General features: G+C 68.4%; 30 protein-coding genes, 1 tRNA gene and 2 pseudogenes. 32 read left to right on the plus strand and 1 reads right to left on the minus strand.

Annotated features, from left to right (window positions below; all coding sequences use genetic code 11):
- Nucleotides 1–52 precede the first annotated feature (52 nt).
- The 4 genes and pseudogenes from E0L36_RS26430 (at nt 53) to E0L36_RS26445 (ending at nt 2,543) form a co-directional block, all read left to right on the plus strand.
- Nucleotides 53–1,798 (plus strand): recombinase family protein, encoded by a 1,746-nt coding sequence (locus E0L36_RS26430; protein ID WP_180931860.1) that lies wholly within the window; start codon nt 53–55, stop codon nt 1,796–1,798.
- 434 nt (nt 1,799–2,232) lie between these two features.
- Nucleotides 2,233–2,312: pseudogene (locus tag E0L36_RS26435) on the plus strand.
- 56 nt (nt 2,313–2,368) lie between these two features.
- Nucleotides 2,369–2,439 (plus strand) — tRNA-Leu (locus tag E0L36_RS26440).
- Nucleotides 2,440–2,469: 30 nt separating this feature from the next.
- Nucleotides 2,470–2,543: pseudogene (locus E0L36_RS26445) on the plus strand.
- A 14-nt stretch (nt 2,544–2,557) separates the two neighbouring features.
- Here the strand turns inward: E0L36_RS26445 and E0L36_RS26450 are convergent.
- Nucleotides 2,558–2,830 (minus strand): recombinase family protein, encoded by a 273-nt coding sequence (locus E0L36_RS26450; protein WP_180931861.1) that lies wholly within the window; start codon nt 2,828–2,830, stop codon nt 2,558–2,560.
- Nucleotides 2,831–3,064: 234 nt separating this feature from the next.
- On the opposite strand from E0L36_RS26450, the gene E0L36_RS26455 reads away from it, so the two are divergent.
- From E0L36_RS26455 to E0L36_RS26590, 28 genes are all read left to right on the plus strand, one after another.
- Nucleotides 3,065–3,310, plus strand: coding sequence for a hypothetical protein (locus tag E0L36_RS26455; RefSeq protein ID WP_180931862.1), 246 nt, complete (start codon nt 3,065–3,067; stop codon nt 3,308–3,310).
- A gap of 38 nt (nt 3,311–3,348) precedes the next feature.
- Nucleotides 3,349–3,666 carry a hypothetical protein gene (locus E0L36_RS26460; RefSeq protein ID WP_180931863.1) on the plus strand — a complete coding sequence of 106 codons (318 nt, stop codon included), beginning with the start codon at nt 3,349–3,351 and terminating at the stop codon, nt 3,664–3,666.
- A gap of 618 nt (nt 3,667–4,284) precedes the next feature.
- Nucleotides 4,285–4,869 (plus strand): HNH endonuclease, encoded by a 585-nt coding sequence (locus tag E0L36_RS26465; protein WP_180931864.1) that lies wholly within the window; start codon nt 4,285–4,287, stop codon nt 4,867–4,869.
- Nucleotides 4,841–5,272: a hypothetical protein gene (locus tag E0L36_RS26470; RefSeq protein WP_308416956.1), complete on the plus strand. Its 432-nt coding sequence runs from the start codon at nt 4,841–4,843 to the stop codon at nt 5,270–5,272. The genes E0L36_RS26465 and E0L36_RS26470 overlap by 29 nt, the downstream gene beginning before the upstream one ends.
- Nucleotides 5,259–6,881 (plus strand): terminase, encoded by a 1,623-nt coding sequence (locus tag E0L36_RS26475; RefSeq protein WP_180931865.1) that lies wholly within the window; start codon nt 5,259–5,261, stop codon nt 6,879–6,881. Before E0L36_RS26470 ends, E0L36_RS26475 begins: the two co-directional genes overlap by 14 nt.
- A gap of 20 nt (nt 6,882–6,901) precedes the next feature.
- Nucleotides 6,902–8,320 carry a phage portal protein gene (locus E0L36_RS26480; protein ID WP_180931866.1) on the plus strand — a complete coding sequence of 473 codons (1,419 nt, stop codon included), beginning with the start codon at nt 6,902–6,904 and terminating at the stop codon, nt 8,318–8,320.
- Nucleotides 8,313–9,275 (plus strand): hypothetical protein, encoded by a 963-nt coding sequence (locus tag E0L36_RS26485; RefSeq protein ID WP_180931867.1) that lies wholly within the window; start codon nt 8,313–8,315, stop codon nt 9,273–9,275. The genes E0L36_RS26480 and E0L36_RS26485 overlap by 8 nt, the downstream gene beginning before the upstream one ends.
- A gap of 59 nt (nt 9,276–9,334) precedes the next feature.
- Nucleotides 9,335–9,871, plus strand: coding sequence for a hypothetical protein (locus E0L36_RS26490; RefSeq protein ID WP_180931868.1), 537 nt, complete (start codon nt 9,335–9,337; stop codon nt 9,869–9,871).
- 73 nt (nt 9,872–9,944) lie between these two features.
- Nucleotides 9,945–10,874 (plus strand): P22 phage major capsid protein family protein, encoded by a 930-nt coding sequence (locus tag E0L36_RS26495; RefSeq protein ID WP_180931869.1) that lies wholly within the window; start codon nt 9,945–9,947, stop codon nt 10,872–10,874.
- Between the two features lie 6 nt (nt 10,875–10,880).
- Nucleotides 10,881–11,255 carry a hypothetical protein gene (locus E0L36_RS26500; RefSeq protein WP_180931870.1) on the plus strand — a complete coding sequence of 125 codons (375 nt, stop codon included), beginning with the start codon at nt 10,881–10,883 and terminating at the stop codon, nt 11,253–11,255.
- A 32-nt stretch (nt 11,256–11,287) separates the two neighbouring features.
- Complete coding sequence (locus E0L36_RS26505; RefSeq protein ID WP_308416957.1) at nt 11,288–11,575, plus strand: hypothetical protein; 288 nt, start codon at nt 11,288–11,290, stop codon at nt 11,573–11,575.
- Nucleotides 11,576–11,578: 3 nt separating this feature from the next.
- Nucleotides 11,579–11,860: a DUF5403 family protein gene (locus tag E0L36_RS26510; RefSeq protein WP_180931872.1), complete on the plus strand. Its 282-nt coding sequence runs from the start codon at nt 11,579–11,581 to the stop codon at nt 11,858–11,860.
- The gene (locus E0L36_RS26515) at nt 11,860–12,276 is read left to right on the plus strand and encodes a hypothetical protein (protein ID WP_180931873.1); all 417 of its coding nucleotides are present in this window, start codon (nt 11,860–11,862) and stop codon (nt 12,274–12,276) included. Before E0L36_RS26510 ends, E0L36_RS26515 begins: the two co-directional genes overlap by 1 nt.
- Before the next feature lie 9 nt (nt 12,277–12,285).
- Entirely contained in the window at nt 12,286–12,840 is a 555-nt protein-coding gene (locus E0L36_RS26520) for a hypothetical protein (protein WP_180931874.1), read from the plus strand.
- A gap of 95 nt (nt 12,841–12,935) precedes the next feature.
- Entirely contained in the window at nt 12,936–13,292 is a 357-nt protein-coding gene (locus E0L36_RS26525; RefSeq protein ID WP_180931875.1) for a phage tail assembly protein, read from the plus strand.
- A 428-nt stretch (nt 13,293–13,720) separates the two neighbouring features.
- Nucleotides 13,721–16,387 carry a hypothetical protein gene (locus tag E0L36_RS26530; protein WP_180931876.1) on the plus strand — a complete coding sequence of 889 codons (2,667 nt, stop codon included), beginning with the start codon at nt 13,721–13,723 and terminating at the stop codon, nt 16,385–16,387.
- A 3-nt stretch (nt 16,388–16,390) separates the two neighbouring features.
- Entirely contained in the window at nt 16,391–16,591 is a 201-nt protein-coding gene (locus tag E0L36_RS26535; protein ID WP_180931877.1) for a hypothetical protein, read from the plus strand.
- Nucleotides 16,592–16,709: 118 nt separating this feature from the next.
- Entirely contained in the window at nt 16,710–18,896 is a 2,187-nt protein-coding gene (locus E0L36_RS26540) for a hypothetical protein (RefSeq protein ID WP_180931878.1), read from the plus strand.
- Between the two features lie 3 nt (nt 18,897–18,899).
- On the plus strand, nt 18,900–20,021 hold the full coding sequence (locus E0L36_RS26545; protein ID WP_180931879.1) for a DUF5047 domain-containing protein: 1,122 nt from the start codon (nt 18,900–18,902) through the stop codon (nt 20,019–20,021).
- Nucleotides 20,018–20,566 (plus strand): H-type lectin domain-containing protein, encoded by a 549-nt coding sequence (locus E0L36_RS28390; RefSeq protein WP_180931880.1) that lies wholly within the window; start codon nt 20,018–20,020, stop codon nt 20,564–20,566. Before E0L36_RS26545 ends, E0L36_RS28390 begins: the two co-directional genes overlap by 4 nt.
- A gap of 10 nt (nt 20,567–20,576) precedes the next feature.
- A complete protein-coding gene (locus tag E0L36_RS26555) occupies nt 20,577–21,224 on the plus strand; it encodes a hypothetical protein (protein ID WP_180931881.1) in 648 nt (215 codons plus the stop codon).
- Between the two features lie 71 nt (nt 21,225–21,295).
- Nucleotides 21,296–22,444: a peptidoglycan-binding protein gene (locus tag E0L36_RS26560; protein WP_180931882.1), complete on the plus strand. Its 1,149-nt coding sequence runs from the start codon at nt 21,296–21,298 to the stop codon at nt 22,442–22,444.
- A gap of 7 nt (nt 22,445–22,451) precedes the next feature.
- A complete protein-coding gene (locus tag E0L36_RS26565; RefSeq protein ID WP_180931883.1) occupies nt 22,452–22,700 on the plus strand; it encodes a hypothetical protein in 249 nt (82 codons plus the stop codon).
- A gap of 17 nt (nt 22,701–22,717) precedes the next feature.
- A complete protein-coding gene (locus E0L36_RS26570) occupies nt 22,718–23,359 on the plus strand; it encodes a hypothetical protein (RefSeq protein ID WP_180931884.1) in 642 nt (213 codons plus the stop codon).
- Entirely contained in the window at nt 23,356–23,550 is a 195-nt protein-coding gene (locus E0L36_RS26575; protein ID WP_180931885.1) for a hypothetical protein, read from the plus strand. Before E0L36_RS26570 ends, E0L36_RS26575 begins: the two co-directional genes overlap by 4 nt.
- A 109-nt stretch (nt 23,551–23,659) precedes the next feature.
- On the plus strand, nt 23,660–24,283 hold the full coding sequence (locus E0L36_RS26580) for a hypothetical protein (protein ID WP_180931886.1): 624 nt from the start codon (nt 23,660–23,662) through the stop codon (nt 24,281–24,283).
- Nucleotides 24,284–24,299: 16 nt separating this feature from the next.
- Nucleotides 24,300–25,097 (plus strand): hypothetical protein, encoded by a 798-nt coding sequence (locus tag E0L36_RS26585; protein ID WP_180931887.1) that lies wholly within the window; start codon nt 24,300–24,302, stop codon nt 25,095–25,097.
- 233 nt (nt 25,098–25,330) lie between these two features.
- Nucleotides 25,331–26,131, plus strand: coding sequence for a hypothetical protein (locus tag E0L36_RS26590; RefSeq protein ID WP_180931888.1), 801 nt, complete (start codon nt 25,331–25,333; stop codon nt 26,129–26,131).
- The last annotated feature ends 90 nt before the right edge of the window (nt 26,132–26,221 follow it).

Here is a 26,221-nt window from a genome sequence, read left to right on the forward strand (position 1 = left end):
ACCGGCTGCCCGGTAGAAGCAGAGTACAGTACGAGTCGCGAGGGAGGGAACGATGTCAACAACCACAGTGGTTCCGGCAACGTTCGCGGGCCACCAGCTACGGGCGTTGAGCGGGATTCGCCTGTCCGTGAAGACGGACGAGACCACGTCACCAGCGCGCCAGCGTGTGGCCAACGGCAACGAAGCGGCCCGGCGCGGGGCGGTCATCGTCGGGGAAGCGGAGGACCTTGACGTCTCCGCGTCCAAGACGACGCCGTTCGAGCGGCCGGAGCTGGCGGCCTGGCTGGCGCGGCCCGACGACTACGACATGATCATCTGGTGGCGCATGGACCGGGCTGTCCGGTCGATGGCTGACATGGCGGCCCTGGGCCGGTGGGCCAAGGAACACGGCAAGCTCCTGGTGTTCGCGGAAGGGCCTGGCGGGGCCCCGCTGGAACTGGACATGCGGTCGTCCAGCCCGGTGGCAGAGCTGATCATGATGCTTCTGGCCTTCGCGGCTCAGATGGAGGCCACCGCCATCCGAGAGCGCGTGACCGGGGCCATGGCGGCACTTCGCGCACAGGGGCGGTACGCGGGCGGCCTGGTTCCGTTCGGGTACAAGAAGGTCAAGAACCCCGACGGGCCCGGCTGGAAGCTGGAGCCGGACGCGGACTCCGTGGCCGTTCTGGAGCGCATCATTCGGGACGTGCTGGACGGGAAGAGCCTGACGGCCGTCTCCATGGAGCTGAACGAAGAGGAAGTCCTGGTCCCGCGTGACTACCAGGCCCAACTGGCGGGCCGGTCGACGGGCGGGAAGCGCCACGGGAGGCTCCTGGACCGGTTCCGATGGTCGGCGGGGACCCTGTCCAAGGTCCTCCGTTCCCCGGCGCTGATGGGCCACCGCATCCACAAGGGGAAGACGGTACGCGACCACGACGGGGCCCCGGTGCTGATCGGCCAGCCGGTCCTGGAGCGCCAGGAGTTCGAACTCCTTCAGGCCCGGCTGGCGTCGATGACTCCGCACCGGAACCGGACGCGCAAGGACACGAAGGCCCTTCTCCTGGGCGTGGCGAAGTGTGCCGGGTGTGGGTACAACATGTACCGCGTGCCCCGGAAGGGGTACACCTGGGGCGACTACGTGTGCCGGGCCAACTCCCGGGGTGTGAAGTGCCCTTCCCAGGCTGGCATTCGTTCCGACTGGCTGGAGATGTGGGTGGAGGTGGAGTTCCTGAAGCTGGTGGGACCCGCCATGATGACCCGGTCCACCACGTACAAGGGGTACGACCCGACCCCCGAACTCCGGGAAGTGGAACAGGAGTTGCGGGCCCTGTACGCCGACAAGGAGAGCCGGAAGTCCCGTACGGGCCGCATGATCTGGGAGGAGGAGGTGGCCACCCTGGAGCGTCGGGCGGAGCACCTGGAGAACACGCCGATCCAGGAGGCCCGGACCATCGTGGAGGAGACAGGAGAGACGTACGCCCAGTTCTGGCGTTCCCGGGTTCCTGTGCCTCCCCGGCGGGTGGACGACCCAGAGAAGGAGATGGAGGGGCCGCCGGAGCCCCCGAAGGACTCCACCGACCTGGCGGCCATGGCCCGGTACGAGACGGAGGCCCGGCTCTGGGAGAGGTATGAGGGGGCCCGTGCGGATGCCCGCGCCGAACAGCGCCAGCTCCTCCTGGACGCGGGGGCCGTCGTCACCGTGTCGAAGGGCAAGACCGGCGGCGGGGCCGAACGGCTCCAACTGGATGAGTCCCGGCTGACGTTCACCATCGAGCGGGAGGACCCGGTCTTGGACACCGTCATGTACGACCTGGACTGACCGACGCACCACCGCCAGAGGGTCGACTCCCGCCAAGGGGTCGGCCCTCTCCGCGTGGAGCCACGGTGTGTGAGGGATGACCGGGGAGGAGTGACGGAACGTGAGGGGGAGAAGCTAACTTCCTGCTTCTGCCTCCTTCTTCTCTATGCGCGCTCTAGAGAAGAAGGGATGAGAAGCAGGAAGTTTGCTTCCGCCCTCCGTGCCGGGTGTCGGCCCCCCTGGCGGGGCGTCCGGCGGAGGGATCGGGCTCCAGAATCGAACTGGTGACCGTACGGCCCCCACAGAACAGTAGTAGCAAGGGAAGAACGTCCCCCGCCACTCGATGCCGGAGCCCCTGGGGCGGCCGACGCGGACGACGAGCACCCTTCAACCAGGCTCCGCCTCGTGCTCCCCGGTCCTCTCCTCCCGGGTCGAAGCGCGGGGCGTTGAGCCATGCCTCCGTAGCTCAGTGGTAGAGCGGCCCTGAAAGACGGGTGACGGTAACGCGCTGGTTCGAGTCCAGTCGGAGGCACCATCCGGGTAGCTCCCGGAGTGCCAGGCGCCAAGGCTGATCCCCTGAAGCGCGTGGCGGTGTCCGTAGTGCAGCGGTCCAGCACTCCCCGGGAGACGGGGCGACGCGGGTTCGAATCCCGTCGGGCACACCGGGCACGGGTCGGAGCGATGCGCACGCTTGCGCGGTAGCTCAGTCAGGCAGAGCGCGGAGGGAGACCTCCGGGGGCGCGGGTTCAAATCCCGTCCGCGACGGCCCGTGCTGTTCACCTACTCCAGGACCTCCACGTGGGCGCCCAGGTCCTCCAGGGACGACCGGATGAACCGCGCCGCTTCGGCGGAGCGCGTGAGCCGGGACCAGTCCACAACACGGACCGTGTCCCCGGGGCCCACGGCGTCCACCAGCTCCCGCCAGCCGGGGCCTGGGTCGTCCGCGGAAATCCGGAAGTCCGAGAACACGACTTCGCACCCGGCGGCGTACAGCGTGGCGGCCTGATCATCGACCTGGGCGGAGTCCGTCCGTGCGTATCCGTACGTGGTCATGCGCAGAGCATACCGCGCACACAAGCTCTCAGAGGCGTGTTAGCACACCGGGCCCTAGTACCCGCCGGAGGCGTCCGGCCGGGGAAACACGGCCCCTACGCCGCGTCGCGAACGGCCCTATGAGCCCCCCTGTCCCGGGTCGCGCCGGGAACGGGGGATAGCCGTCTCCCCGGCTCCGGTGCCTCCTCCTGGGGCCGGGGAGTCAGCAACTCCGCGAACACCGAAGGGAGCCGCATGGACGGCTACACCGTCGCCTGGCTCTCGTGGCTGGGCCTCTTCGTAGTGGTGGAGGGGAAGGCCCTCCTGAACAAGCGCGACGGGGACACCTTGAGCGAACACGTCTGGCGATGGTTCGCCACGACCAAGACGAAGACGCGGGAGACGGAACAGCCCTCTGGCTGGGTCCGGCTCCGGCGCTTCGGCCTCCTGGCGTTCATGGGCTGGCTCACGGCCCACTTCCTGACCGGGGGACGGTTCTAAGTCCCCGCCCTGGGGACCACGACCGATAGGACCGCAGCATGGCGTACCAGCGCATCTCACCCACCCTTACAACGGCCCACGGCGTGGAGCCGGTTGACGGCGTCACGGACCCGGAGAACGGCAACGTGGTGACCAACCCGACCAGCCTCGTTCTGGAGCTGGAGAACGACGGGGAGGACGCCGTGAGCGTCACTTTCGTGACCTCCCTGACCGTCCAGGGCTTCGCCGTGGAGGACCTGACCGTGGAGCTGGGCCCCGGGGACCGGCGCGTGTACGGGCACTTCAGCCCGGACGTGTTCGGCCCGGACCTGGCCTTCACGGCAACAGGCCCCCTCACTGTGCGGGCCTACCGCTGAACCTGGGGGGCCTCTTCGAAGACACCCCCTCCTGATCGTTGAAGGGGGAGGGCATGGCCTGGGAGGGCAGTACCCGCCGGGCCAGCCTCCCGGCTGACTGGCCGAAGCGTAGGGCCCTGGTCCTGAAGAGGGACGGGTACCAGTGCACGGCCACCCTGGCGGATGGCCAGCGCTGCACGGCACCGGCCACGGACGTGGACCACGCGGTGGCGCGGGACGTGCACGACGTGGATGCACTGGCGTCCCTGTGTGGCTGGTGTCACCAGCAGAAGACCGCACGCGAGGCAGCTGACGGACGGCGTAGGGCGCAAGGTCGACGGCCTTCTCGTTGGCGCCCCGAGTCCCGGCATCCGGGAGAGCTGTGAACATCGCTTCTTCGTTGCAGATCGTGAAGAAGCTGATCAGTCCGGCTCTGACCTGGGTTTTTGGATCTGGTCAAGGTCAGTTTCATCAAGATCACCTGGGGGAGGTCCCCCATTTTGATCTTGGAAAGACCGAAACGTGATAGCGGCTCTGGATCGGCACGGGTTCCAGGGTCGCCAACCCTTGATCAATTAGCTAGGCGCTCACGCTAAGCAACCGCATATCGGGCCCCTGAGCCCCGCTCCGGGGGGGCCGATGCTGATCACTTGCGCCCACTGCGGTACCGAGTTCCAGCGGCGCCCACGTGGCCCGGCTGCCAAGTATTGCTCGGGGACCTGCAAGGCCAACGCGTGTACGGAGCGCGCCAAGGAGGACGGTCGGTACGACGAGTGGTACGCGAACACCCGCGCCAAGTTCGTACCGAAGCCCGCGACTCCCCGGCCGTGCAGAGTATGCGGGGATGAGTTCCTGGCCAGCCGAAACGCTGCCTACCTCTGCTCCGACGACTGCCGCAAGCGGGACGCGTACCTTCGTATCGCGCCGATCATGCACGAGCGTCGCGCCCGGATAAACGACGCGGATTCGGAGCGCTTCGACCCCCGGGAGGTCTTCGAGCGTGACGGCTACCGCTGCTACCTCTGCGACGCGGATACCGAGCCCGACGCGGACCGGTACGCCCCGCTGAAGACGACGCTTGACCACGTGGTGCCGCTGAAGGCTGGCGGAGCCCACACCCGAGAGAACACACGCTGCGCCTGCCGACGATGCAACATCACCAAAGGCGCCAGACCCCTAGAGGCGGTGAAGACCAGTGCCGGGACCAATCCCGAAGCGGAGTGACCAGCGTCGCCGCAACAACAAGCCCGACGGCCCGGACCTGGTGAAGGCCAGCGCGGGCGCCGCACCCGATGCGCCCCCGGCGGACCCTGACTGGCACCCCATCGCCACGCGCTGGTTCGAAGCGCTGGCGGAGTCGGGCCAGTCCCAGTTCTACGAAGCCAGCGACTGGGCCACGGCCGTGTACGTCGCTGACGCCATGAGCCGGAACCTGAAGCAAGGGCGGTTCTCCGCCCAGCTCTTCCAGAGCGTGATGTCCGCGATGACGGACCTCCTGACCACGGAAGGCGCCCGGCGACGGGCCCGCGTGGAGCTGGAGCGCGAGACCGGCCCCGACCCGGCGGAAGCCGCCCGGGTGACCCTCATGGACTCCTACAGGAAGGCGGCGGGAGGTGGAGACGCTTGACCCCATCCGCACATGGCCGGACACCGTCCCGCCTCCGGAGCGAACCCTGGGCTGGGACGTCCTGGAGTGGACGGCCCGATACCTTCTCCAGCCGGACGGCCCCGACGCGGGGTCGGCCTGGCGCTTCACGGACGAACAGGTCCGGATTGTTCTCCGCTGGTTCGAGATTGACGACCAGGGCGCGTTCACCCGTCGCCAGGGCACCGTCAGGCGCCTGAAGGGCTGGGGCAAGGACCCGTTCCTGGCCGCCCTGTGCGCGGTGGAGTTCATCGGCCCGTGCCGCTTCGGCGGCTGGCGGGAGGATGGGACTCCGTACGCCATCCCGCACGGGGCCCCCTGGGTTCAGGTGTGCGCCGTGAGCAAGGACCAGACGCGGAACACGATGCGGTTGTTCCCCGGGCTCTTCTCCCCGGCGGCCATCGCGGAATTCGGCATCGACCTGGGCAAGGAGATCATCCACTCCCGGGCCGGTGGCGTCATCGAGGCCGTAACGTCGTCCCCGCGCGCCCTGGAGGGCGGCCGGGCCACGTTCGTGGTCATGAACGAGACCCATCACTGGATCTCGTCCAACGGTGGCCATGAGATGGCAATGACCATCGCTGGCAACGTGGGCAAGAGCCGTGGCGGTGGCGCCCGAACCATGGAGATCACGAACGCACCGCTTCCCGGTGAGGACTCCGTGGCGGAACAGAGCTGGCACGCCTGGAGCAAGTACGCAGAGGGCAAGACCCGCGACTCCGGCATGTACTACGACTCCGTGGAGTCCCCGCCCGTCGACCTGGGAGACCCTGACGCGCTCCGCGCGGGCATCCTGGCGGCCCGGGGTGACGCCACCTGGCTGGACGTGGACTGGATCATCTCCACCATCTACTCCGGCACGATGCCCCGTTCCCGCTCCCAGCGCATGTTCCTGAATCAGTTGGTGACGGCGGAGGATCAGCTCATCTCCCCGGAGGACTGGGACGCGTGCGAGACGGACGAACCGCTCCGCGCCGGAGAGACCATCACGCTGGGCTTCGACGGTGGCCGTACGGACGACGCAACGGCCCTTGTGGCGTGTCGCGTGAGTGACCGGACCTTCTACCCGCTGGCCGTCTGGGAACGCCCTGACGGGCCCGCTGGCGAAGGCTGGGAGGTGGACCGGACGGCCGTGGACGGCGTGGTTCGGAACGCCCTGGAGGTCTACGACGTCGTGGCGTTCTTCGCGGACGTCGCGCTCTGGGAGTCCTACGTGGACGCCTGGTCGGAGGACTACCGGGACCGCCTGGTGGTCAAGGCTTCCGCCCAGTCGGCCGTGGGCCGGGACATGCGTGGCGGCCTCCAGGAGCTGACGCTGGCGAACGAACGCCTGGTGTCGGCCGTGGAGGAACGGAAGGTCCAGCACCCGGGCCGACTGACCCAGCTTGGCCAGACGCTCCGGCGGCACGTGCTGAACGCCCGGCGGAGGCCCAACCGCTTCGGCCTGAGCTTCGGCAAGACGAACCGGGAGTCCGCGCACAAGATCGACGCGTACGCGGCTGCCCTCCTTTCTGACCTGGCCCGACACAAGTACGTGGAGGGCGGGAAGACGCGGAAGCCCGAACGATCCGGCTCCGTGTACTTCTTCTGACGAGACCCCGGGAGGGGCGCATGGCTGTTGACGCAACCCCCGGGGACCTGGCGGACCTGGGGTTCCGAAGGCTCCAGGAGGACCTGACTCGCCTGGACCGGATTGACCGGTACGTCCGGGGAGAGCACGACGACCCCTACACACCCCAGTCAGCCTCTGATGAGTACAAGCTTCTGGCGAAGCGGTCCGTGTCCAACTGGCTGCCTCTCCTGGTCAAGACGCCGTCCCAGGCCATGTCCGTGAGCGGATACCGCCGGGAGGGAACGGGAGCCGGTCAGCCCTCTGCGGAGTGGTCGGCCTGGCAGGACAACCGCATGGACGCGCGCCAGAACCCCGTCCATCGGGCGGCCCTGATGTACGGCCAGTCCTTCGTCAGCGTCCTCCGGGACCCAGCGGACCCCTCCCGGCCCATCATCCGGGGCATCTCCCCGCGCAAGCTCTACGCGTCGTACGAGGACCCGGCGGCCGACATGTTCCCGCTCTGGGTCTTCCAGATTGAAGCCCTTCCGGAGAAGGAGGGGGCAGAGGCCCAGGGCTGGGTCTACGACGACACCTACGTGTATGACGTGATGGTGGGCGGGAAGGATGGCCCCCGGGTCGTCGGCTCCCGGGCCCACAACATGGGCCGTTGCCCGGTCGTCCGGTTCGCGCCGGACATCGACCTGGAGGGCCGTGTCCGTGGCGTCGTGGAGCCCATGATCCCGATTCAGGACCGGATCAATCAGACCGTGTTTGACCTCCTGGTGGCCCAGACCTTCGGCTCCTTCAAGGTCCGCACGATCAGCGGCATGGCGCCGGAGTTCAAGCGGGACCCGGAGACGGGAGAGATCCTGTACGACGCCAACGGGCGGCCCCAGCCGATACCGATCCGCTTCGAGGCCTCCCGGGCCCTGGTGGCGCCGGACGCGGACACGAAGTTCGGGCAACTGGATGAGACCCCGCTGGGAGGCTTCATCGAAGCCATCGAAGCCGGAGTGAAGACGCTGGCGGCCGTCTCCCAGACCCCGCCCCACTACCTCCTGGGCTCCGTCGTGAACCTGAGCGCGGAGGCACTGGCGGCGGCAGAGTCCGCCCTCTCCCGGGCCGTGGACGAGTACGAACACGCCCTGGGTGAGAGCTGGGAGGCCACGCTCTTCCTGTGCGCTCACGCGGCCGGTGTGGAACCGGACCCGACGGCGCAAGTCCTGTGGGCCGACAAGGAGTCCCGGTCCCTCTCCCAGACGGTCGACGCTCTGGGGAAGGCCGTCCAGATGCTCCAGGTCCCAGCCAGGGCCCTCTGGTCCCGCATCCCGGGCACCACCTCCACCGACCTGGAGGAGTGGCGTCAGATCGCGGAGGAGGACGACGCTGGGGCCCGTATGGCGGAGCGGATGGCTTCGGCCCTCCTGCCCCAGGCCCAGTCCGATCCCGAAGAGGAACCGGAGGTGACCAGTGCCTGACCGGAGGCTCCTGGACGCCTACTGGCGCCAGATGGCCCGGATGGGTACGGAGGTCTCCGTTCAGTCGCTCAGCAACTGGTCCCGCCTGAACCCGGTCTCCCTGGAGGCGACCGGCGCCGGGTGGCTGGCCATCATGCTCTCCGTGATCCGGGGGGAACGGCGTCGTACCCGCGCGGTGGCGGCGTCGTTCTACCGGCTTCACCGGGCGATTGAGACGGGCTACACCGTGCCTCCCCTGGAGGGCGACTACGCCGGGGACACCCCGACTCTCGGAGACCTCCGGGAGGACTGGGCCCGGCAGACAGGCACCATCCACGACCCCATGTCGGACGACGACCTGGAGGTGATCGTGGAGGGCTTCGACTGGCCGGAGGAGCCGGAGGAGGACCACGACCGGGCCTCCACGGTGTCCATGGTGAGCCAGGGCCTGGCCCCCGTGTACCAGGACCTATCCCAGGAGGACGGGGACCGGGGACGCGGAAGGCTGGATGACCCCGACTTCCTCTCCGACCTGAACGACACGATGGAGACCGCAGGGAACCGGGCCGCTATGGCGGCAGACCGGGAAGTCCAGCGCGGTGGCCGTGACCTGATCCGACGCGCGTCCCAGGCGGACCGGCGCGTCCTGGGCTGGGCCCGCGTCACCGACGGCGACCCGTGCGGCTTCTGCGCCATGCTGGCCAGCCGGGGCGCCGTGTACCGCACCCGGGCCCACGCCGGTATCCGCAACCTGGGCAGTGCAGGGCTTCCCGAAGTGCACCGGGACGACCTGGAGAAGTACCACAACGGGTGTCACTGCCAGACGGTTCCGATCTACAGCCGGAACGACTTCCTGACGGACCAGGCCCGCGACTACTCGCGCCAGTGGCGGGAGGTCACGCGCGGCATGGCCGGTGACGAAGCCCGGCGCGCATGGCGTCGGCACATCGACGCGCAACGGCGCAACTCGCGCTGATCAATCCCACGCACGTGGCGCCCCTGGAGGGCGTCCTTTGGCATGCCCTGGAGGCGACCATGGCGGAGCACGACGACACCACGACCACCGAAGAGCCCACGGAGTCCACGGAGGTCACTACCCCGGAACATGTTCCGGGCCCGGAGACCCCCCAGGAGTCCCGGGAGCCCGCGCCGGAGGCCCCCGAAGAGGGCGGCCAGGCGGAGGACCTGGACGTGGACGCGCTCCGCGCGGAGCTGAAGGCCGCACGGTCGGAGGCTGCCAAGTACCGGGTCAAGACCCGGGAGCTGAACGACTCGCTGGGGAAGGCCAAGACCCCGGAGGAGTTCGAAGCCGTGCAGGCCCGTGCGCTGGAGCTGGAGACCAGCCTCCACCGTGAGCGGCTGGCACGGAAGTACAACCTCCCGGAGGCCCTGGCGGCACGTATCACGGGAGACGACGACGACGCGCGAGACGCGGACGCCAAGGCCCTGGCCGAAGCGTTCCACGCGCGTTCCGGCGGAATCGGAAAGGGCGGCCTGGACCCGTCCACCAAGACCACTCCGACCGACCCCCGGGAGCTGGCCCGGAGCGTCCCGCGCGGACGCCGCCAGTAACCCGCCTCCCTCTCCACAGCCCCGTGCCCACGACGGCCGGGGGCTTCCTCATACCTAGGAAGGTGCCGCACTCATGGCGCACGCATTTCTGAAGCCGGAGGTCGTGACCTCCACCGCTCTGGGCATCCTGGAGCAGGAGCTGGTCATGGCGAACCTGGTCTGGGCGAACCCGGGCTTCGACTTCGCCGGGGCCAAGGACGACACCGTGACTGTCCGCCTCCCTGGCAAGACCACGGCGAACGAGTACGAGTGGCGCAACGACCGTTCGGCGGACATCGTCCTGTCGGACATCGTGGAGGACTCGGTCTCCGTCACGCTGAACAAGGACATCTACAGCGCCGTGGCCCTCACGGATGAGGAGCTGTCTCTGGACATCTCCGACTTCGGCGCTCAGGTCCTCCGTCCCCAGGTCAAGGCCGTGGCTACCGCCATCGACACCGGGGTGAAGAACCTCATCACCGGAGCCTCCTACGCCACCACCGTGACCGTCAACGAAGATCAGTTCTTCAGGGGCGTAGTTGCCATGCGCACCGCCCTGAACAAGGAGAACGTCCCCCAGGAGGGCCGTGTCCTCCTGGTCGGTGCGGAGGTGGAGGCTGCGTTCCTCAACTCTCAGATGATCCGCGACGTCTCGCAGTCCGGTTCGGACAGTGCGCTCCGTTCCGCAACCCTGGGCCGAGTGGCCGGGTTCGACGTCGTCGTGTCCAACCTCCTGGGTCCCACGGAGATGTACGCGTTCGTGCCCTCTGCCTTCATCCTGGCGACCCGTGCCCCGGCCGTCCCGTCGGGTGCCACCTTCGCCTCCAGCCAGTCGTTCGAGGGTCTGAGCATGCGCTGGATTCGCGACTACGACCCGATGAAGCTCCGGGACCGCTCCGTGGTCTCCATCTTCGCCGGGTTCAACGTCATGCGGGACACCCCGGCGGCCGGTGGCTCCAAGAAGCTGGTCCGTGCGGTGAAGGGCACGTTCGTGCCGACCCCGGACGAGACCCCGGAGGGCTGATCCGGCATGTCTGAGCCCCTGTCGACCGTCGAAGCTCTGTCGGCACGGCTGGGCGAAGCGCTCACGGGGGCAGACGAAGCCATGGCGGAGGCGGCACTGAACGACGCCTCTGCTCTGGTTCGTCACTACGGCCTCCCGTGGCCGGACCCGGCCTCCGCTCCGGCGGTGGCGGTCAGCGTGACCCTGGCGGCAGCCGAACGCCGGATGCGGAACCCGGAGGGCTTCCGGATGGAGATGCTGGGCGCCTACCAGTACCAGCGTCCGGCCTCCACTCCCACGGGCGTGGCGCTGACGCCGGATGAGATTCGGATGTTGCAGTCCCTGGCCGGGTTCTCCGGCATCCACTCCGTGCCGCTGGAATCCCTGGGCGGTGTCCTGTGAGCCTGATTCGACGCGGCCCCGACGAAGTCACTGTGTACCCCACGGTCCAGGTGGACGACGGGTACGGCGGCACCCAGCCGGGCCCCGGCGAACCGGTCACGATCCAGGCCCTGGTCCTCCCCTCCTCCGCGGACGAATCCGGGGCGGAGGGGTACCTGGTCGGGACGGAGTACCGGGTTTACGCCCGGACCCTCCCGGCGGGCCCCTGGTCCCGCGTCGACTGGGCCGGAAAGACCTGGGCCGTGGTCGGAGACCCCCAGCGCTTCGGCGCCTCTCGTGCCACCCGGCATGACGTCGCCGTGATCCGAAAGAGGGGGTAGCCCATGGCCACCGTCAGAAACGACCTGGACTCCGTCGTGGCGCACATGCCCGAAGTCAAGGACGCCGTACACGTCGAACTGGAGACCCGGGCCGCCCGGGTCCGCGCCGTGCTCCAGGCTCACCGGCACACCGGAGCCCTGGCGGCCAACACGACGGTACGGACGAACCTGGTGGACTCCACGGTCACGATGGAGGACCCCGCCGTCCTGTCCATCAACTACGGGCACAAGGCCGTGAACGGCCGCTGGGTGCCCGGCATCCACGCGATAGAGGCGGGTCTCTGATGATGCCGACCCTCCCCGACGTCGACGCGCTGGTGACCGATGCCCTCCGGTCCGGTCTCCCCGGAGCGAACGTCCGCGTGCTCTGGCCCCCGGACGGCTGGGAGGACCTTCTCCCCCTGGTAGTCGCCAGCCGGGTCTCCGGTGCGGCAGTTGACCCGCGCGGCATTGACGTTGCGCTGGTCGATGTCCAGTGCGCGGCCCGCACCCGTCGGGAGGCCAACGCACTCGCCCGTACCGCCCGGGTCGTCCTGGCGTCCACGTGCCGTGCCCAGTTCCGGGGCGCTGATGGCTACCTGACCCGCTTCCAGGAGGTGGCCGGACCCGCAGAACTCCGGGTCGGTGAGCCGGAAGCGGGGCCGGACCTCTTCCGCTTCCAAGCCACTTACCGGGTCACGGCCCGGCCGAACAGACCATAGGAGCCATCCATGGCACAGATCGATGACGCGGCCCTTGTCGCGTCGGGCGGCCACATCTTCGTGGCCCCCGTCGGCACCGCCAAGCCGGAGGACATCACCGACCCGACGAACCCGGGTGAGGACTGGGAGACCATCGGTCACACCAGCCTGGACGAGATGCCGGAGGTTGGGCGCGACGGTGACGACCCGACCACCCTGGGGTCCTGGCAGAACTCCAAGCTGAAGGTCATCACGCCGGACGTGACGTACAGCCTGACCTTCAACTCCATCCAGGCGTCCAGCCTCACGTATCAGATGTACTTCGGCGCCGGTCCCGAAAAGCTCCAGGCCGACGGTGGGTTCCGTATCCCGGCCCGTCCCGTGCCCCAGGAGAAGGCCCTTCTCATGGTCATCGTGGACGGCGCCAACTACCTCCCGATGTGGCACCCGCGCGTGAGTCTCCTGGGCTCCGACGCCGTGTCGACCAGCGCGGAGGAGTTTGTGACGTTCCCGATCACCGGGACTCTCCTGGCTCACCCCTCCATCGGCGGAGACCTGGGTGAGTGGCTGGCCCTCGGCGCCTGACCAACTCCCCGCCTGCTCCCTCCCGTCCGGACGGTCCCTCGGGCGGGAGGGCTCTTTCTTCCTGGGGCCGCACTCACAGACTTGGGGACCACACCATGGCACTTTCATGCGCGGACATGATGAAGGAAGCAGAGAGCCAGTACACGGCGCTGGAGCTGGAGACGCGAGCCGGTAAGCCGGTCAAGCTCCGGAATCTCCTCATGCTCCCGGAGGCTGGCCTGGCGTCGGCCCGCGTGATCCTGGCGGAGTTCGCGGACGGCGACCAGGAGTCCGACCTGGACAGTCTGGAGACCATCGTCCCCCGGCTCCGTGACCTCCTCCTCCTGGTGGCCGACGCCCCGGCCGCTCTGAAGAAGGAGATAGAGGACTGGCCCATGGGCATGTACGTGCGCGTGGTCGACGCCTGGCAGGAGGAGACCCAGGTGGGGGAAGCGCCGGGCTCGGACAACTGATCAGCGAAGGACACGGCGGGGCCCTCCGGGCTGACCTCCAACGCCACTACGGCCTGGACCTGGCCGACGTGTGGAGGGGAACCCTCGCGCCCCGCCGTGTCTGGTCGTTGACCGAGCACCTACCCGAAGACTCCGCCCTGACCGCTGAATTGGCCGGGGGCCCGGAGCATCGGGGCTGGACCGTCCAGACGCACCTGACGGCCCAGCTCCTGAACGCCGTCCGCTTCATGGACGCCAACAACGTCCGGGTGAACGGCGGGAAGCTCTCGGAGAAGCCGAAGCCAGTACAGGTCCCCCAGTCCGCTCCCCAGAAGAAGCGCAAGCGAATCGACCTGTCATCGCACCCGCTTGCGAAGCCCATACAACTCCACAGGGGGTGACCCATGGCGGGTCCCGGGGGACGTGAAGCGGGTCGGCTCTCCATCAGGGTGGCCCCAGACACGTCCGGTTTCGCACGTGAGCTACAGAGCTACCTGGACCGCATCGAGCGGCGGGCCAAGGTCCAAGTCAAGGCGGTGCCGGACACAAGCGCGTTCGCCCGGGAACTCCGGGCCAAGCTGGCACGCCTTCGACCAACGGTGAAGGTCAAGGTGGAGCCGGACACCCGCGCCTTCGGCCGGGATCTCCGGGGAAGGCTGAACACTGGCCGGGCGACGGTGCCCGTTGGCCTCCGGGTGGCGTCGGGCGAAATCGCGCGCATCCGCCGGGAGCTGGCCAACATCCGGCCCGTGCCCACCATCCGCGTCCGGGCGGACGTCGACGTGGACCGGGACGGCCTGACCCGCCTGACCGGCAACCTGGGCAACATCGCCGGGTCCGCTGGTGGGGCGGCCCGTGGCCTGGCCTCCGTCGCGGGGTCCGTTGCTCGGCTGGGCTCCATGGCAGGTGCCATCCCGGCCGTGGCCTCTTTGGTCTCGTCCCTGGCGTCGATGGCCCCGGCGGCAGCCGTGGCGGCCCCGGCCCTCCTGTCGGTGGCCACCGCCGGAGCGGCCCTGAAGATCGGCATGTCCGGGATCTCCGACGCCATGTCCGGTGACGCGGAGGCGATGGCGAAGCTGGCCCCGTCTGCCCGGTCCTTCGTCAAGGAGGTCCGCACCCTGGGGCCCGCCTGGAGCGGCATTCAGAAGTCGGTCCAGGGCGCTCTCTTTGAGAAGATGGGGTCCACGCTGGCGACCACGGCGAAGTCCGTTCTCCCGGTGCTGAAGACCCAACTGACCGGGGCCGCTAGCGCGTTGAACCTCATGGGCCGCCAGGTCCTGAACACGGCCACCGGCCTGAGCGAATCGGGGGCCCTGGGCCAGGCACTGGCCGGAGCGAACAAGGGTCTGAAGAACCTGTCCGGCCTCCCAGCCACGGTCCTCCAGGGCCTGATCCAACTGGGGGCGGCAGCCGCTCCCGTCTTCGACCGGATGACGGCCGCCATGGGCCGGGGGCTGGGCTCTTTGTCCAAGCGGATGACCACGGCGTTCAAGTCCGGGTCGATGCAACGGACCATTGAGGCGGCCGTCAGCCAGGTGAAAGTGCTGTGGGCGGTCCTCCGGGACTTTGGCGCCACCCTGGGGAACATCTTCGGACCGGCCGCTCAGGCTGGCGCCGGGTTCCTCCCCGTGCTGTCCCAACTGGCGGCCCAGGCAAGGAAGATCACAGCCTCTCCTGAAGCACAGAAGACGTTCCAGAGCCTGTTCCAGACGCTGGCCGCCATCGGCCGCGCCGTGGGTGGCGTCCTGGGCGCCGCTCTCCAGGCCGTCCTTCCGCTCCTGTCGTCGCTGGTCTCCAGCGTGGCGGGGCCGGTCCAGGGCGCCGTGGCGACCCTGGCCCCGACCATGATCAAACTGGCCGGAACCCTGGGTCGTGCACTGGCCCCCGTGATCAAGGTTGTGGCCCAGACGATGGCCACCCTGATTCCGATCACGGCCCAGCTCATAGCCCAACTCGGCGCCGCGCTGGGTCCCATCCTTCTGACCTGCGGAAAGCTGGTTGGTCAGTTGGCTCAGGCGCTGCTCACCGGGCTCCAGCCGATCCTGTTGCAACTGCCGGGCATTCTGGGTCCGATCCTCTCCGTGTTCTCCCAACTCGCCCCGATTATAGGCCAGTTGGTTGCCCAGTTGATCACGGCTTTGGCTCCCGCGCTGGCTCAACTCGGAGCGTCCCTGGCCGAACTCATGGTCGCGCTGGGCCCGTTGATCTCCGCGTGGGGCGGGCTCTTCGTGGGTGTGCTCCGGGCCGCCATGCCGGTCCTGTCGGGAGCGATCGGGATCGTGGGCCGCCTAGCGGGCGTCTTGACGGGCGTTCTGGCGGGGGCCGTGCGGAACGTGGTCGTTCCCGCGATCCGGTTCGTATCTGCGCTGCTCCGGGGCGACTTCGCCAGTGCCACGAACATGGCAAAGCGGCTGCTCTCCAGCCTGGCCGGGTTCTTCTCCAGCATGTGGCGGAAGATCACGTCCACCGTGTCCTCCGGAGTAGCGGCCGTGGGCCGCTGGTTCGCACGAATGTCGAGTCAGGCCGCACGCTGGGTGTCCTCTATGGCGTCCCGGGTCGTCTCCGGGGCCCGGAGCGGCATGAACCGGATGGCGTCGGCCGTGAGTGCCGGAGTCCGTAAGGCCGTCGGGTTCGTGCGGAGCTTGCCGGGCAAGGCGAAGTCCGCCCTGGGCAACCTGGGCGGCGTCCTGGTCGGCGCCGGTAAGGCCCTTCTCCGGGGCTTCATCAACGGCATCAAGTCGGCCATCGGCGGCGTGAAGAGTGCGCTGGGCGGGATCACGAAGCACCTTCCCGACTGGAAGGGCCCGGCCCCGCTGGACGCCCGAATCCTGACGCCGAACGGTGAGCTTCTGCTCTCCGGCTTCATCAAGGGCATCCAGAACGGGGTCCCCGCGCTCCGATCGATGCTGGGCGGTGTGACGTCGGACCTTCCGGCCCTGATGGGCACGGCGTCCGTGGTCGGCCAGTTCAACGCGGACCCGTCCGGCCTTCAGCCGGGGGACCGCATCGTTCTGAGCCCCGACGGTCGCAAGGCGTTTGACGCCTACGTGGACCGGCTGGCGGACCAGCGAATCCGTACCGGGCTGGCTGGCCCGGCGGCACTCGGAAGGAAGTGACGCATGGCGGACAACGCCGCCGGCGGGTCCTACTCGCCCGGCCGTGTCGAGTACGTGACCAACCCGGACGGCACCGTGACCGTGATCGGTCACCCGGCCACCGGAGCCCCGAAGGAGGAGACCCCGGCCTCCTCCACCCCTCCGTCCGGCGGCTTGGTCATCGGCTGGCCGGATGAGCCGGATGACCTGTCCATCTGGGCCTGAGAGCCCGCTCACCTGGGAGTAGAGAATGGCTTACGAGACACCCAACTTGCTCCCGGTGAGTGGGTCCACCTTCGAAGGCGGCTTGACCACCTGGGCCTCAGGCGACGCGAACACTTCCGTGACCGTGACCAACACGGCCCGGAAGAGCGGCACCTGGGGCCAGATCGTCCAGGCCACCGCCGACGCTGCCACCCACGTGGCCGTGGGACCCCAGATCCCGGTAACGCCGGGGACCACCTACGTGGCGACCGTCCCCCTGACCCTCATGACCGCCAAGGCGGGGGTAACAGCCACGGTCGGCATCGACTGGTTCGACGCCTCCGGCGGCTGGATTCACCGCAACGAAGCCCCGGCGACTCCGACCCGGAACGCCGTGTCCTTCAGCCAGAACTGGCCCGCCCAGTCGGACGTGGCCCCGCCGACGGCGAAGACGGGTTCCATCTGGATCTCCTTCTCCGGCCTGGCGGTCGGGGACCGCATCCTGATCGATGACGCGGAGATGCGGGTGGCCCCGCTCATTCCGGGGAACCTCTTCTCCTTCGCGGACCAGTCGTTTGAAACGGGCCTGGCCGGGTGGACCGTGACCGGGGCCGCCTTCGACGCGACGACCGGGAGTGTGGGCGACGTTGGGACCGGGTACCGGGTCGGCCTGGGTCAGTCGACGGCCGCCACGGTGGTCCTGGAGAACCAGAACCGCCCGGCCGTCACGCCCGGCGTGGAGTACGTGTCATACACCCGCACCCTGGCTCTGGCGCCGGTCAACCTCACGGCCGAACTGGAGTGGTACGACGGGGACGGACAGGTCATCGCCGGAGCCACGAACACGTGCACCCGCGACGTGGGAGCCTCTGAACGGTACTTGCTCCCGGTAGTCGGCACGGCCCCCGCGAACGCGGAGACGGTGAAGCTCCGGATCACCTTCGGCGGCATGCCGACCGGGACGACCTGCGGCTTGGACGAAGCGTCTCTGAAGGTGGCTCCGAACAAGCCGGACAACGTCCTCACGTACGACGAATACAGCTTTGAGTCTCTGGTCCCGCCCATCACGGTGGAGAACGCCACCTGGGTCCACAACTACCTGTCCGGCGGGTACGCCAACGGCACGTACGGCCTGAAGCTCACGCCGTCGGCAACGGGCCTGATCACCTGGACACTGGACCGGCTGGTCCCCGTCACCCCCGGCAAGACGTACGCGGTGGAGGGCGTGATGTGGAGGGACACCGACTCCACGGGCATCGTGGAGTGGTCCCGACGCGTCCGCGTCGACTGGTACGACGCCGCCGGGAACCTGGTGGCCGCCGACCAACCCGACGCCTTCTACCCGTCGCGGGTGTCCGGCACCGGGCTGATCGGCGGACCCATCTCCGCCACACGCGTGTGCCCGGCCGGGGCGACCCGGGCGAAGGTCGGCGTGGAGATCATGCACTCCGACGGTGCCGTGATCGCGTACTTCTTGGACGGCGTCGCTCTCTATGAGTCCACCGTGGAGTACACGCTCACGGCGGAGAACGCCACGGGGTGCGTGAACTTCACGATCTACTACGCGCCGACGGAGTACCCGGACGCCCAGTACCTGTCCGTGTACCGGTACGACACCGACGGAAGCGTGACGCCAGTTCGCTGGTACGGAACGGAGTTCGTGCGCGTCCCGTACACGGGCTCTCCCGTCGTGATCGAAGACTACGAATGCCCGATCGGAGCGCGGGTCTGGTACTGGGCCCAGTGGTCCCGGGCGAACGGGACAACCGTGGTGAACGTCCTGACGTCGCTGGTTCGGGGCCCGGTCATCACCGACCCGGACTACATCTGGTTGAAGTCCCCCGGTATCCCGGCCCTGAGTCGTCTGGTCATGCCGGAGGCACCCTTGGCGTGGAGCCGGGCGGCCCGGTCGGTCTCCTACGACATCGTGGGCCGTCGGAACCCCATCTCCATCTCCTCCCGGAGGGCTGGCCGGGTCGGCTCCTTGACGCTCCTCACGTGGGACACGTCGACGGCCGACGCCCTGGACGCCCTCCTGGACTCCGGCCTCCCATGCCTGATCCAGGCGGCCCCCGGCCTGGGGGTCTCCGGGAACCTCTACGTCCGCGTAGGGGACGCCAGCGTGGAGCCGGTGTCCACCTACGCCCGGGACGAAGCCCGGCGCTGGGTGCTGGAGATCGGGGAGATTGACCGTCCCCGTGGCGGCATCCAGGGATCGGCGGGACGCACCTGGGACGACGTGGAGGACCTGGAGACCTGGTCCGACGTCAACGACGGATACGCGGACTGGGCCGGTGTGCTCACCAACGTGCCCAGGGAGGGCTGACGGATGCACGAAGTCACGCCGGAATTCCTCCCGGCCCTGGCGACGGATCACGGGATGGTCTCCCAGGTCGACGTCATCTACGACGGCGCCACGGTGGCGGAGGACATCCCGTTCATCGACGGGAGCGTGACGGTTGATGGGTCCTCCGACACCCGGAGGGCCCTGACCCTCACCGTCCCGGACCCCAGCGTTTTCCCCGACTCCGAGACGGACCCGTACGCCGTGTACGGGCAACAGCTCTACGCCCAGCGGGGCGTCCAGTTCATCAACGGTGACACGGAGTGGGTGCCGCTGGGCTTCTTCGTCATCACGAGCGTGGAGGGGGACGTCCACACGGGCCCCCTCACCGTCCAAGCGGCCGGGCTGGAGTCCCTGGTGAAGGCGGCCCCGTTCGAGGCGGCCACCTCCACGGGGGCCGCACTCTCCCCGGCAGCCTTCATCCGGGCCCAGTTGGAGGAGGTCATCCCCACCGTCTCCTTCGTGGACCAGTCCACGAACGGGACCATCGGCCTGGCCTTCACGACCTGGGACGCCGACGCCAGCCGGTGGGACGCCCTGATGGACGTGGCCCGGAGCATCGGGTGTGACCTCTTCGTGAACGCCACCGGGACGTTCGTTCTCCGAGACCTCCCCGACATCAACGCCCCCGGGGCCGCCACGGTCTGGGACGTCGACGCGGGAGAAGGGGGCGTCCTGGTGGCGGCGGAGAAGTCGCTCACGTCGGAGGACGTGTTCAACCGGGTGGTTGTGCGCGGGGAGAACACGGCGGAGGACGTGCCGCCCGTGTTCGCCACGGCGACCATCACCGACGCGAAGGACCCCCTCCGCTACAGCGGGCCGTTCGGCCGCCGGGTGAAGAGCTACAGCTCCAACCTGGTGGTGACCACGGACCAGGCTCAGGGCACGGCGAACGCGCTCCTTCGGAGCTACCGGGCCCCGAACAAGACAGTGAAGCTCTCCACGGTCCCGAACCCGGCGCTGGACTCCGGGGACCGCATCCGCGTGACCTACGGGAACGGGATGGACCCAGAGTTGTACCTGGTCAAGTCGTTTGAGATCCCCCTGGACAACGACTCCGGGGAATTCCATATCGAGACCCTGAGCGGGAAGGAGGACGTGGAGTGAGCCGTCCCGTCATCGACGTACTGAACGACTCCGCCGTGGACGCCGTGAGGAAGTCCGGCCTGGCGGTGGAGACGGCTCGGATGGCGACCGTCACCGGCCTGAACGCGGACGGGACGCTGGACGTCCAGGCGGGCCCGGACTCCTTCCCCAGGGTGCGCGTGCTGAGCGCATACCTGAACCCGGACACGGGCGACGTCGTGGAGATCATGAACACGGCCGGGGGGTGGGTCTGCCTGGGCCAGCTCATGGTGTCGACACAGCCCCGTATCCAGCGGGGGACCGCCTCCGTACCGGCCGTCAGCGGCACCACCGCGAACCCGGCCCTGTGGGGTCAGGTGGACGTCACGTTCCCCCGGCCCTTCGCCAGCGTGCCCACGGTCGTCGTCTCGGCTGCCGAGAACATCGGCGCCAACGGCACGGACCTTGCGGTGTCCGCTCAGGCCCCGACCACAACCGGGGTCCGCATCCGCGGACGGCGGGGCGCCCCGGGCGGCTCCGTCTCCTTCTCCGGCTTGACCGTGAGCTGGATAGCCACCGATCTGTAGGAGTCCCCGAATGCCTCTCTTCGACACCCGGGGACAGCAGATCCCCTACCCCGTCCTGACGGACAAGCCCAACGCCCAGACGGCGTTCCAGAACCTGGTGGAGGCGTCCGTCCCGAAGATGGTCATGACCTTCGCCAGCGCCAGCGTGCGCGGGGCGACCATCCCCGACCCGACCGCCGGAATGGTGTGCTGGCTGGCGGACGTGAAGCGGTTGGAGGTCTACGACGGAGGGGCCTGGGTGGCGTTTTCCACCGGGACTTCCGCCTGGACGAACATCCCGCTTGTCTCCGGCTACTCGTCCCCGAACAACGCGGACGACAACCAGCAAGGGCCCGTTCAGTACCGGGTCGTGAACCTCTCCGGAGTCGATGCCCTGATGTTCCGGGGCGGTATGCACGTGCGATACGTGGGAGGCACGGAGGCCAACAACGTGGGTTCGCTCCCGAACGGCGGCGTGTTCACGAACATGACGCTCCCCTCCCACCTGTGGCCCGCGTACCGCCGGACCATCCCCGTGGCGTGCTCCGCCGTCCGGACGACGACGACCACGGCGAAGTTGGACGTGAACACGAACGGCATGCTGGCGCTGGTCGGCATCAACGATCTGAAGGACTCCCCGCCGTGGGTGAGCCTGAACGGCGCCGTCTGCCCCCTCTGATCCCGCACACCGAAGTACCCCAAGGGCCCCCCGCGTGGGGGCCCTTCTCTATGCCTGAACAGGAGCGTTCTATGTCAGTTGCCAAGAAGGCCATCAGCATTGCGTCCGCAGAGGTTGGCTACCGGGAGGGTCGGAACGCGAACGGGAGCTACAACAACCACCAGAAGTACAGCCCGGCCGTCCCCAGCCTGGAGTGGAGCCAGAATCAGGCGTGGTGCCAGACCTTCCAGTCCTGGGTGGCGCTGAAGGCGGGGAGCGCGTCCTATGAGCCCCGTACGGCGTCGTGCCGCGTGGCCACCGACTGGTTCAAGGCCCGGAAGCGGTTCAGCTACTACCCGGCCATCGGCGCTCAGGTGTTCTTCGGCTCCGGCGGTGGGTCGCACGTCGGCCGGGTCTACAAGTACGACGCCACCTACGTCTGGACCATCGAAGGAAACACCAACGACTCCGGGTCGGCGGAGGGCAACGGCGTCTACCTGAAGAAGCGGACCCGCAAGGACTCCTACCTCCACGGCTACGGCCTCCCGGCGTTCCCGGAGGGGATCACCACGGCGGACCCGGCGCTGAAGGGGAAGAGCGGGTACCACTACAAGGCCACCGCCAGTGCCCCGGTCTCCTCCGGCTCCGGCGGGTCGTCGTCCGGCGGCGCCTCCGGCGGTTCCGGCGTGGCCCGCTACACGGTCACCATCGACGGGAAGAAGTACGGCTACGGCGCCAACGGCGCCCACGTGACGACCGTCGGGAAGGCCCTGGTGGCGAGGGGCTTCGGCAAGCACTACAAGGAGGGCCCCGGCCCGAACTGGACTGACGCCGACACGAAGAACTACGCCGACTACCAGAAGTCGCTGGGCTACAAAGGCGCGGATGCTGACGGAGTTCCCGGCTCCTCCTCCCTGGCCAAGCTCCTGGGCAAGGCGTCCGGCGGCTCCGCCACGGTGACCGTCGACCTGTCCGACCTGGTGAAGGCAGCCCGGTCCAACCCGTCCGCCAAGGGCCAGCCGGTCACCTACTCCGGCGTGAAGGTCGTGGAGAAGGCACTCCAGGCGGAGGGCCTTCTGTCGGGCACGTACGTTGACGGCCACTTCGGCACCACCACCGTGGCGGCCTACGCGGCGTACCAGCGGAACCTGGGCTACCAGGGCAAGGACGCCGACGGCATCCCGGGGTCGGCCAGCCTGAAGAAGCTGGGCGCGAAGCACGGTTTTAAGGTTCGCGGGTGACGGTGACATGAGCGACGACCGCGACTCTGTTGGAGGGGTCACCATCGGTGCCCGGGAGATTTACGACGCCGTACAGTCCCTCCGCGAAGAAGTGCGCTCCCTGGCTCAGACCCGGGAGGCCGTGGACTCCACACTGGAGGACCACGAAGAGCGGATACGAGGGATTGAGCGCTGGAAGTACGCGCTCCCCGTGGCGGCCGTGACTTCTGCCGGGACGCTGATCCTGGCGGCCCTGAAGGGCGCCGGAGCCGTCTGACCGTACGGCCCCCACAGATGACCGGTGACATTCCAGCCATCTGTGGGGAGGCCCATGTGAAGCATGTGGCGTTGATGGGAAAGAGCCGGTCCGGGAAGGACACCGTGGCCCAGATCCTGGTCCGCCACGCCGCGTACACCCGCCTGGCGTTCGCGGACCGACTGAAGGAAGCGGCCCTCCGGACGAACCCCATCCTGGAAACCCTGGACTCCGCGTTCTTGGCGCCGGGCGCGTCGCACACGATCCGCTTGGCTGACTATGTCGAAGAAGTTGGCTGGGAGCGCGCCAAGGACACATGTCCGGAGGTCCGCCGGTTCCTCCAGGAGTACGGCCAGACCGTCCGGGAGATGGACCCGAAGTTCTGGGTACGGCCCGTGACCACGGCCGTCATGAACGGGACCGTGTGGAACACGCCCTGTGTCGTCACGGACGTGCGGTACCGGAACGAAGTGGATGCCCTCCGGGAGCTGGGCGCCGTCATCGTTCGAGTGGAGCGGCCGGGTGCCGGGTTGACCGGGGAGGCTGCGCGCCACTCGTCTGAGACAGAGCTGGACGACGTGGAGCCGGACGCCCGGGTCCTGAACACGTCGACGCTCGAACACCTGGAGCGGGCCGTGTGTGCGGGCCTCCTCCCTCAACTGAACGGAGAGTCCGAGTGAAGGACGCCGTGCGCGAGTGGATACGCGCTAACCCCGTCAAGGTCCGTGCGGCTGTCGCTGCGCTCCTCGTGGCGGTGGCCCAGTTCGTCCCTCAGGTCAAGGATCTGGCGGGGTCGGACATGGCTGTGGATCTGCTGTCATCCGTCATCGTGGCGGGGCTGGGAGCGGATGCCATACGTAAGGTGAAATAGGACCTGGAGGGCCCCGCTCCCGGAACATGTTCCGGGGGGTGGGGCCCTTTGTCAGTTGTCGGCTGATTGCCGGTCTAAGCTGGGTTGTTCAACTGCTACAGTGCAGCGCATGGCCGATCTGTCGATGATCATTGCTGCCGTGGCGACTGCATGGGACGCGCTCCGAGAGCGCCACAGAGACCTTCCGGAGGTGTCCGTGGTCATCGATACCACGGGCGCGCCCCATGACCTCCGGTGGCCGGACGCTGACGGAAAGATTCACGGCGTCCCGACTCCGCCGGAGCTGGCCGTCCACGTGGACACAGTACGGGAAGGCGCGAAGGCCGTAGTGGAGCACGTCATTCACGTGGCCACTCACGCCCTGTGCCGTGTCCGGGGCGTCTCCGAGACGTCGAACAGGGGCCGTCGGCATAACAAGCGATTCGCGACCATGGCCACAGAGCTGGGCGGACACTGGCCGGACGGACAGAAGCCGGACAGTGTCCGGGGGTTCTCCCCAGTGCCGGTCACGGACACGGCCATGGCGGACATGGGGCAGCACGTGGCCGCGCTGGAAGCGGCCATTGACCAGGCCAGCGCAGACTTGGTCGACTTGGCCGTGCCGCACGCTCCCGCCAAGAACCGTGTCTACCTCAAGTGCTCATGCGACCGCACGCTACAAATGGGCCCCAGGGTGGCGGCTATGGGACCGGTGATCTGCGGTGTGTGTCACCATGAGTTCACAGACCGTTGACAGGGAGGGCCACGGTATGGCCACGGCGAAGAAGGCCACGGGGGCGGCCACGAAGGCGGCCACGAAGCGGACGACCACGAAGAAGGCATCCAGCCGGACACCGGCCAAGAAAGCGGCCATGCCCGACGGGACTCCGCAGGTCCTGTCCGGCAAGGTGGTCACGGAGCACATCGACCCGGACGCGGAGCGGGCCCTGGCGGACCCCGACGTGGCCGCCGACTACCAGGAAGCGAAGGTCCAGCTTCAGGAGCTTGCCCGGATCGAAGGCCGTCGGACAGAGGTCCTGAAGGCCGTGGCCCAGAAGCTGGTGGACCTCCGCGCACACTTCAACCAGCCGGGCTCCCGGGGCCGCCGGACCGACTGGAACGGGGAGAGCGTGGAGTACGTGGCCCTGGCAGAACTGGTCTACCGGGACGCCGGGGTGGAGGGACCGGACGCAGACACCACGAAGCGCAGCATCCGTCATCACGTGGAGAACGTGAAGCGGGAGGTGGTCCCCGCGAAGGACTGGGAGCACTTCGGCATTCAGGCCCTGACCCGTGGCCAGCGCCAGGCCCTCACTGCGAAGTCCGCCAAGGCCCTGGAGGAGGTGGGGTCGTCGGCGGAAGAGATGGCGTCGGCCGCCACGGCAGGGAAGGCGACCGGCCAGCAACTGGTCCAGCTCATCAAGCGCATTGACGCCGGGCTGTCCGTGTACTCCCTGGCGTCCCTCCGGGCGATGACCCCGGCCCAGCGCAAGACCTTCCGCCGGGAGCTGGAGGACGCGAAGGGCAAGACGGATCAGCTCCTGACCGAACTGGACAGCTTGGACTGACGCCAGGCCGCACCCTCACCGAAGGCCCCTGTTCCATCACGGAGCGGGGGCCTTCGTCATATCTGGAAGCAAACTTCCTGCTTCTGTCTCCTTCTTCTCTAGGACGCATCAAGGAAAGAAGGGGTGAGAAGCAGGAAGTTCGCTTCCGCCTGGGAGAGCCGTACAGCCCCCACAGAACCCGGTGGACAGAGAGAACGCTCGGCCCCGGCGGGGTCGCTGGCGAAGGGTTCACAGTGGGATCACTCAACACCATCAAGCGCGGGGACTCCCGCTTCTACGTCGATTCGGAGACCGGGGCGAAGGCGCCGGGCGTGACCTCCGTCGTGGGCATGCTCCCGAAGGGGTTCCTCCAGTTCTGGGCCGCCAAGATGGTGGCGGAGTCGGCGGTGGAGAACATGGGCGCCGTCGTCGGCCTGGCGATGAACGACAAGGCCGGGGCCATCGACTACCTGAAGAACGCGCCCCGGCGGTTCACGGCCCAGGCCGGGGAGACCGGGTCGGCCGCTCACGACATCTTCGAACGCATGGCGCGGGGCCAGGGGATGGGCCGGGTCCATCCGGACCTTCAGCGGTACGCGAACCACTTCGGTGAGTTCCTGGACGAGATCCAGCCGGAGTTCCTGTTCCTGGAGGACGCCGTCTGGAGCGACACCCACAACTACGCGGGGTCGTTCGACGCCATCGCCAAGATCGGGGAGGAGACGGTCATCATCGACTGGAAGACCACCCGCTCCGGCGTTCACGAAGAGGTGGCCCTCCAGCTGGCGGCGTACGCGAACGCGGACCGCATCGTCCTGGGGGAGACCGGGGAGAGCGTGGCCCTTCCGCGGATCGATGCGGCTGCCGTCCTCCACGTCCGGCCGGAAGCCTGGAAGCTGGTCCCGGTGAAGCATTCCCCGGAGATGTTCCAGACCTTCCTCCACCTCCGGGCCCTCTTCGACTGGGAGCGGGAGCTGAAGAAGGGCGTGATTGGGCACCCTGTGGCCTCCGGCGGGGAGCTGGTCACCGGCACCCAGCGGAGGGCCTGTTGGTGAGCCCCTGGGTTGAGATGGCCGCTCTGGCGGTCGGGTTCATCATGACGGGCGTCGTCCTGGTCCTGTCGGGCCGGGGCGGAAGGGAGCGGT

Source organism: Streptomyces sp. AJS327 (genome assembly GCF_013450295.1).
Classification (GTDB): Bacteria; Actinomycetota; Actinomycetes; order Streptomycetales; family Streptomycetaceae; genus Streptomyces.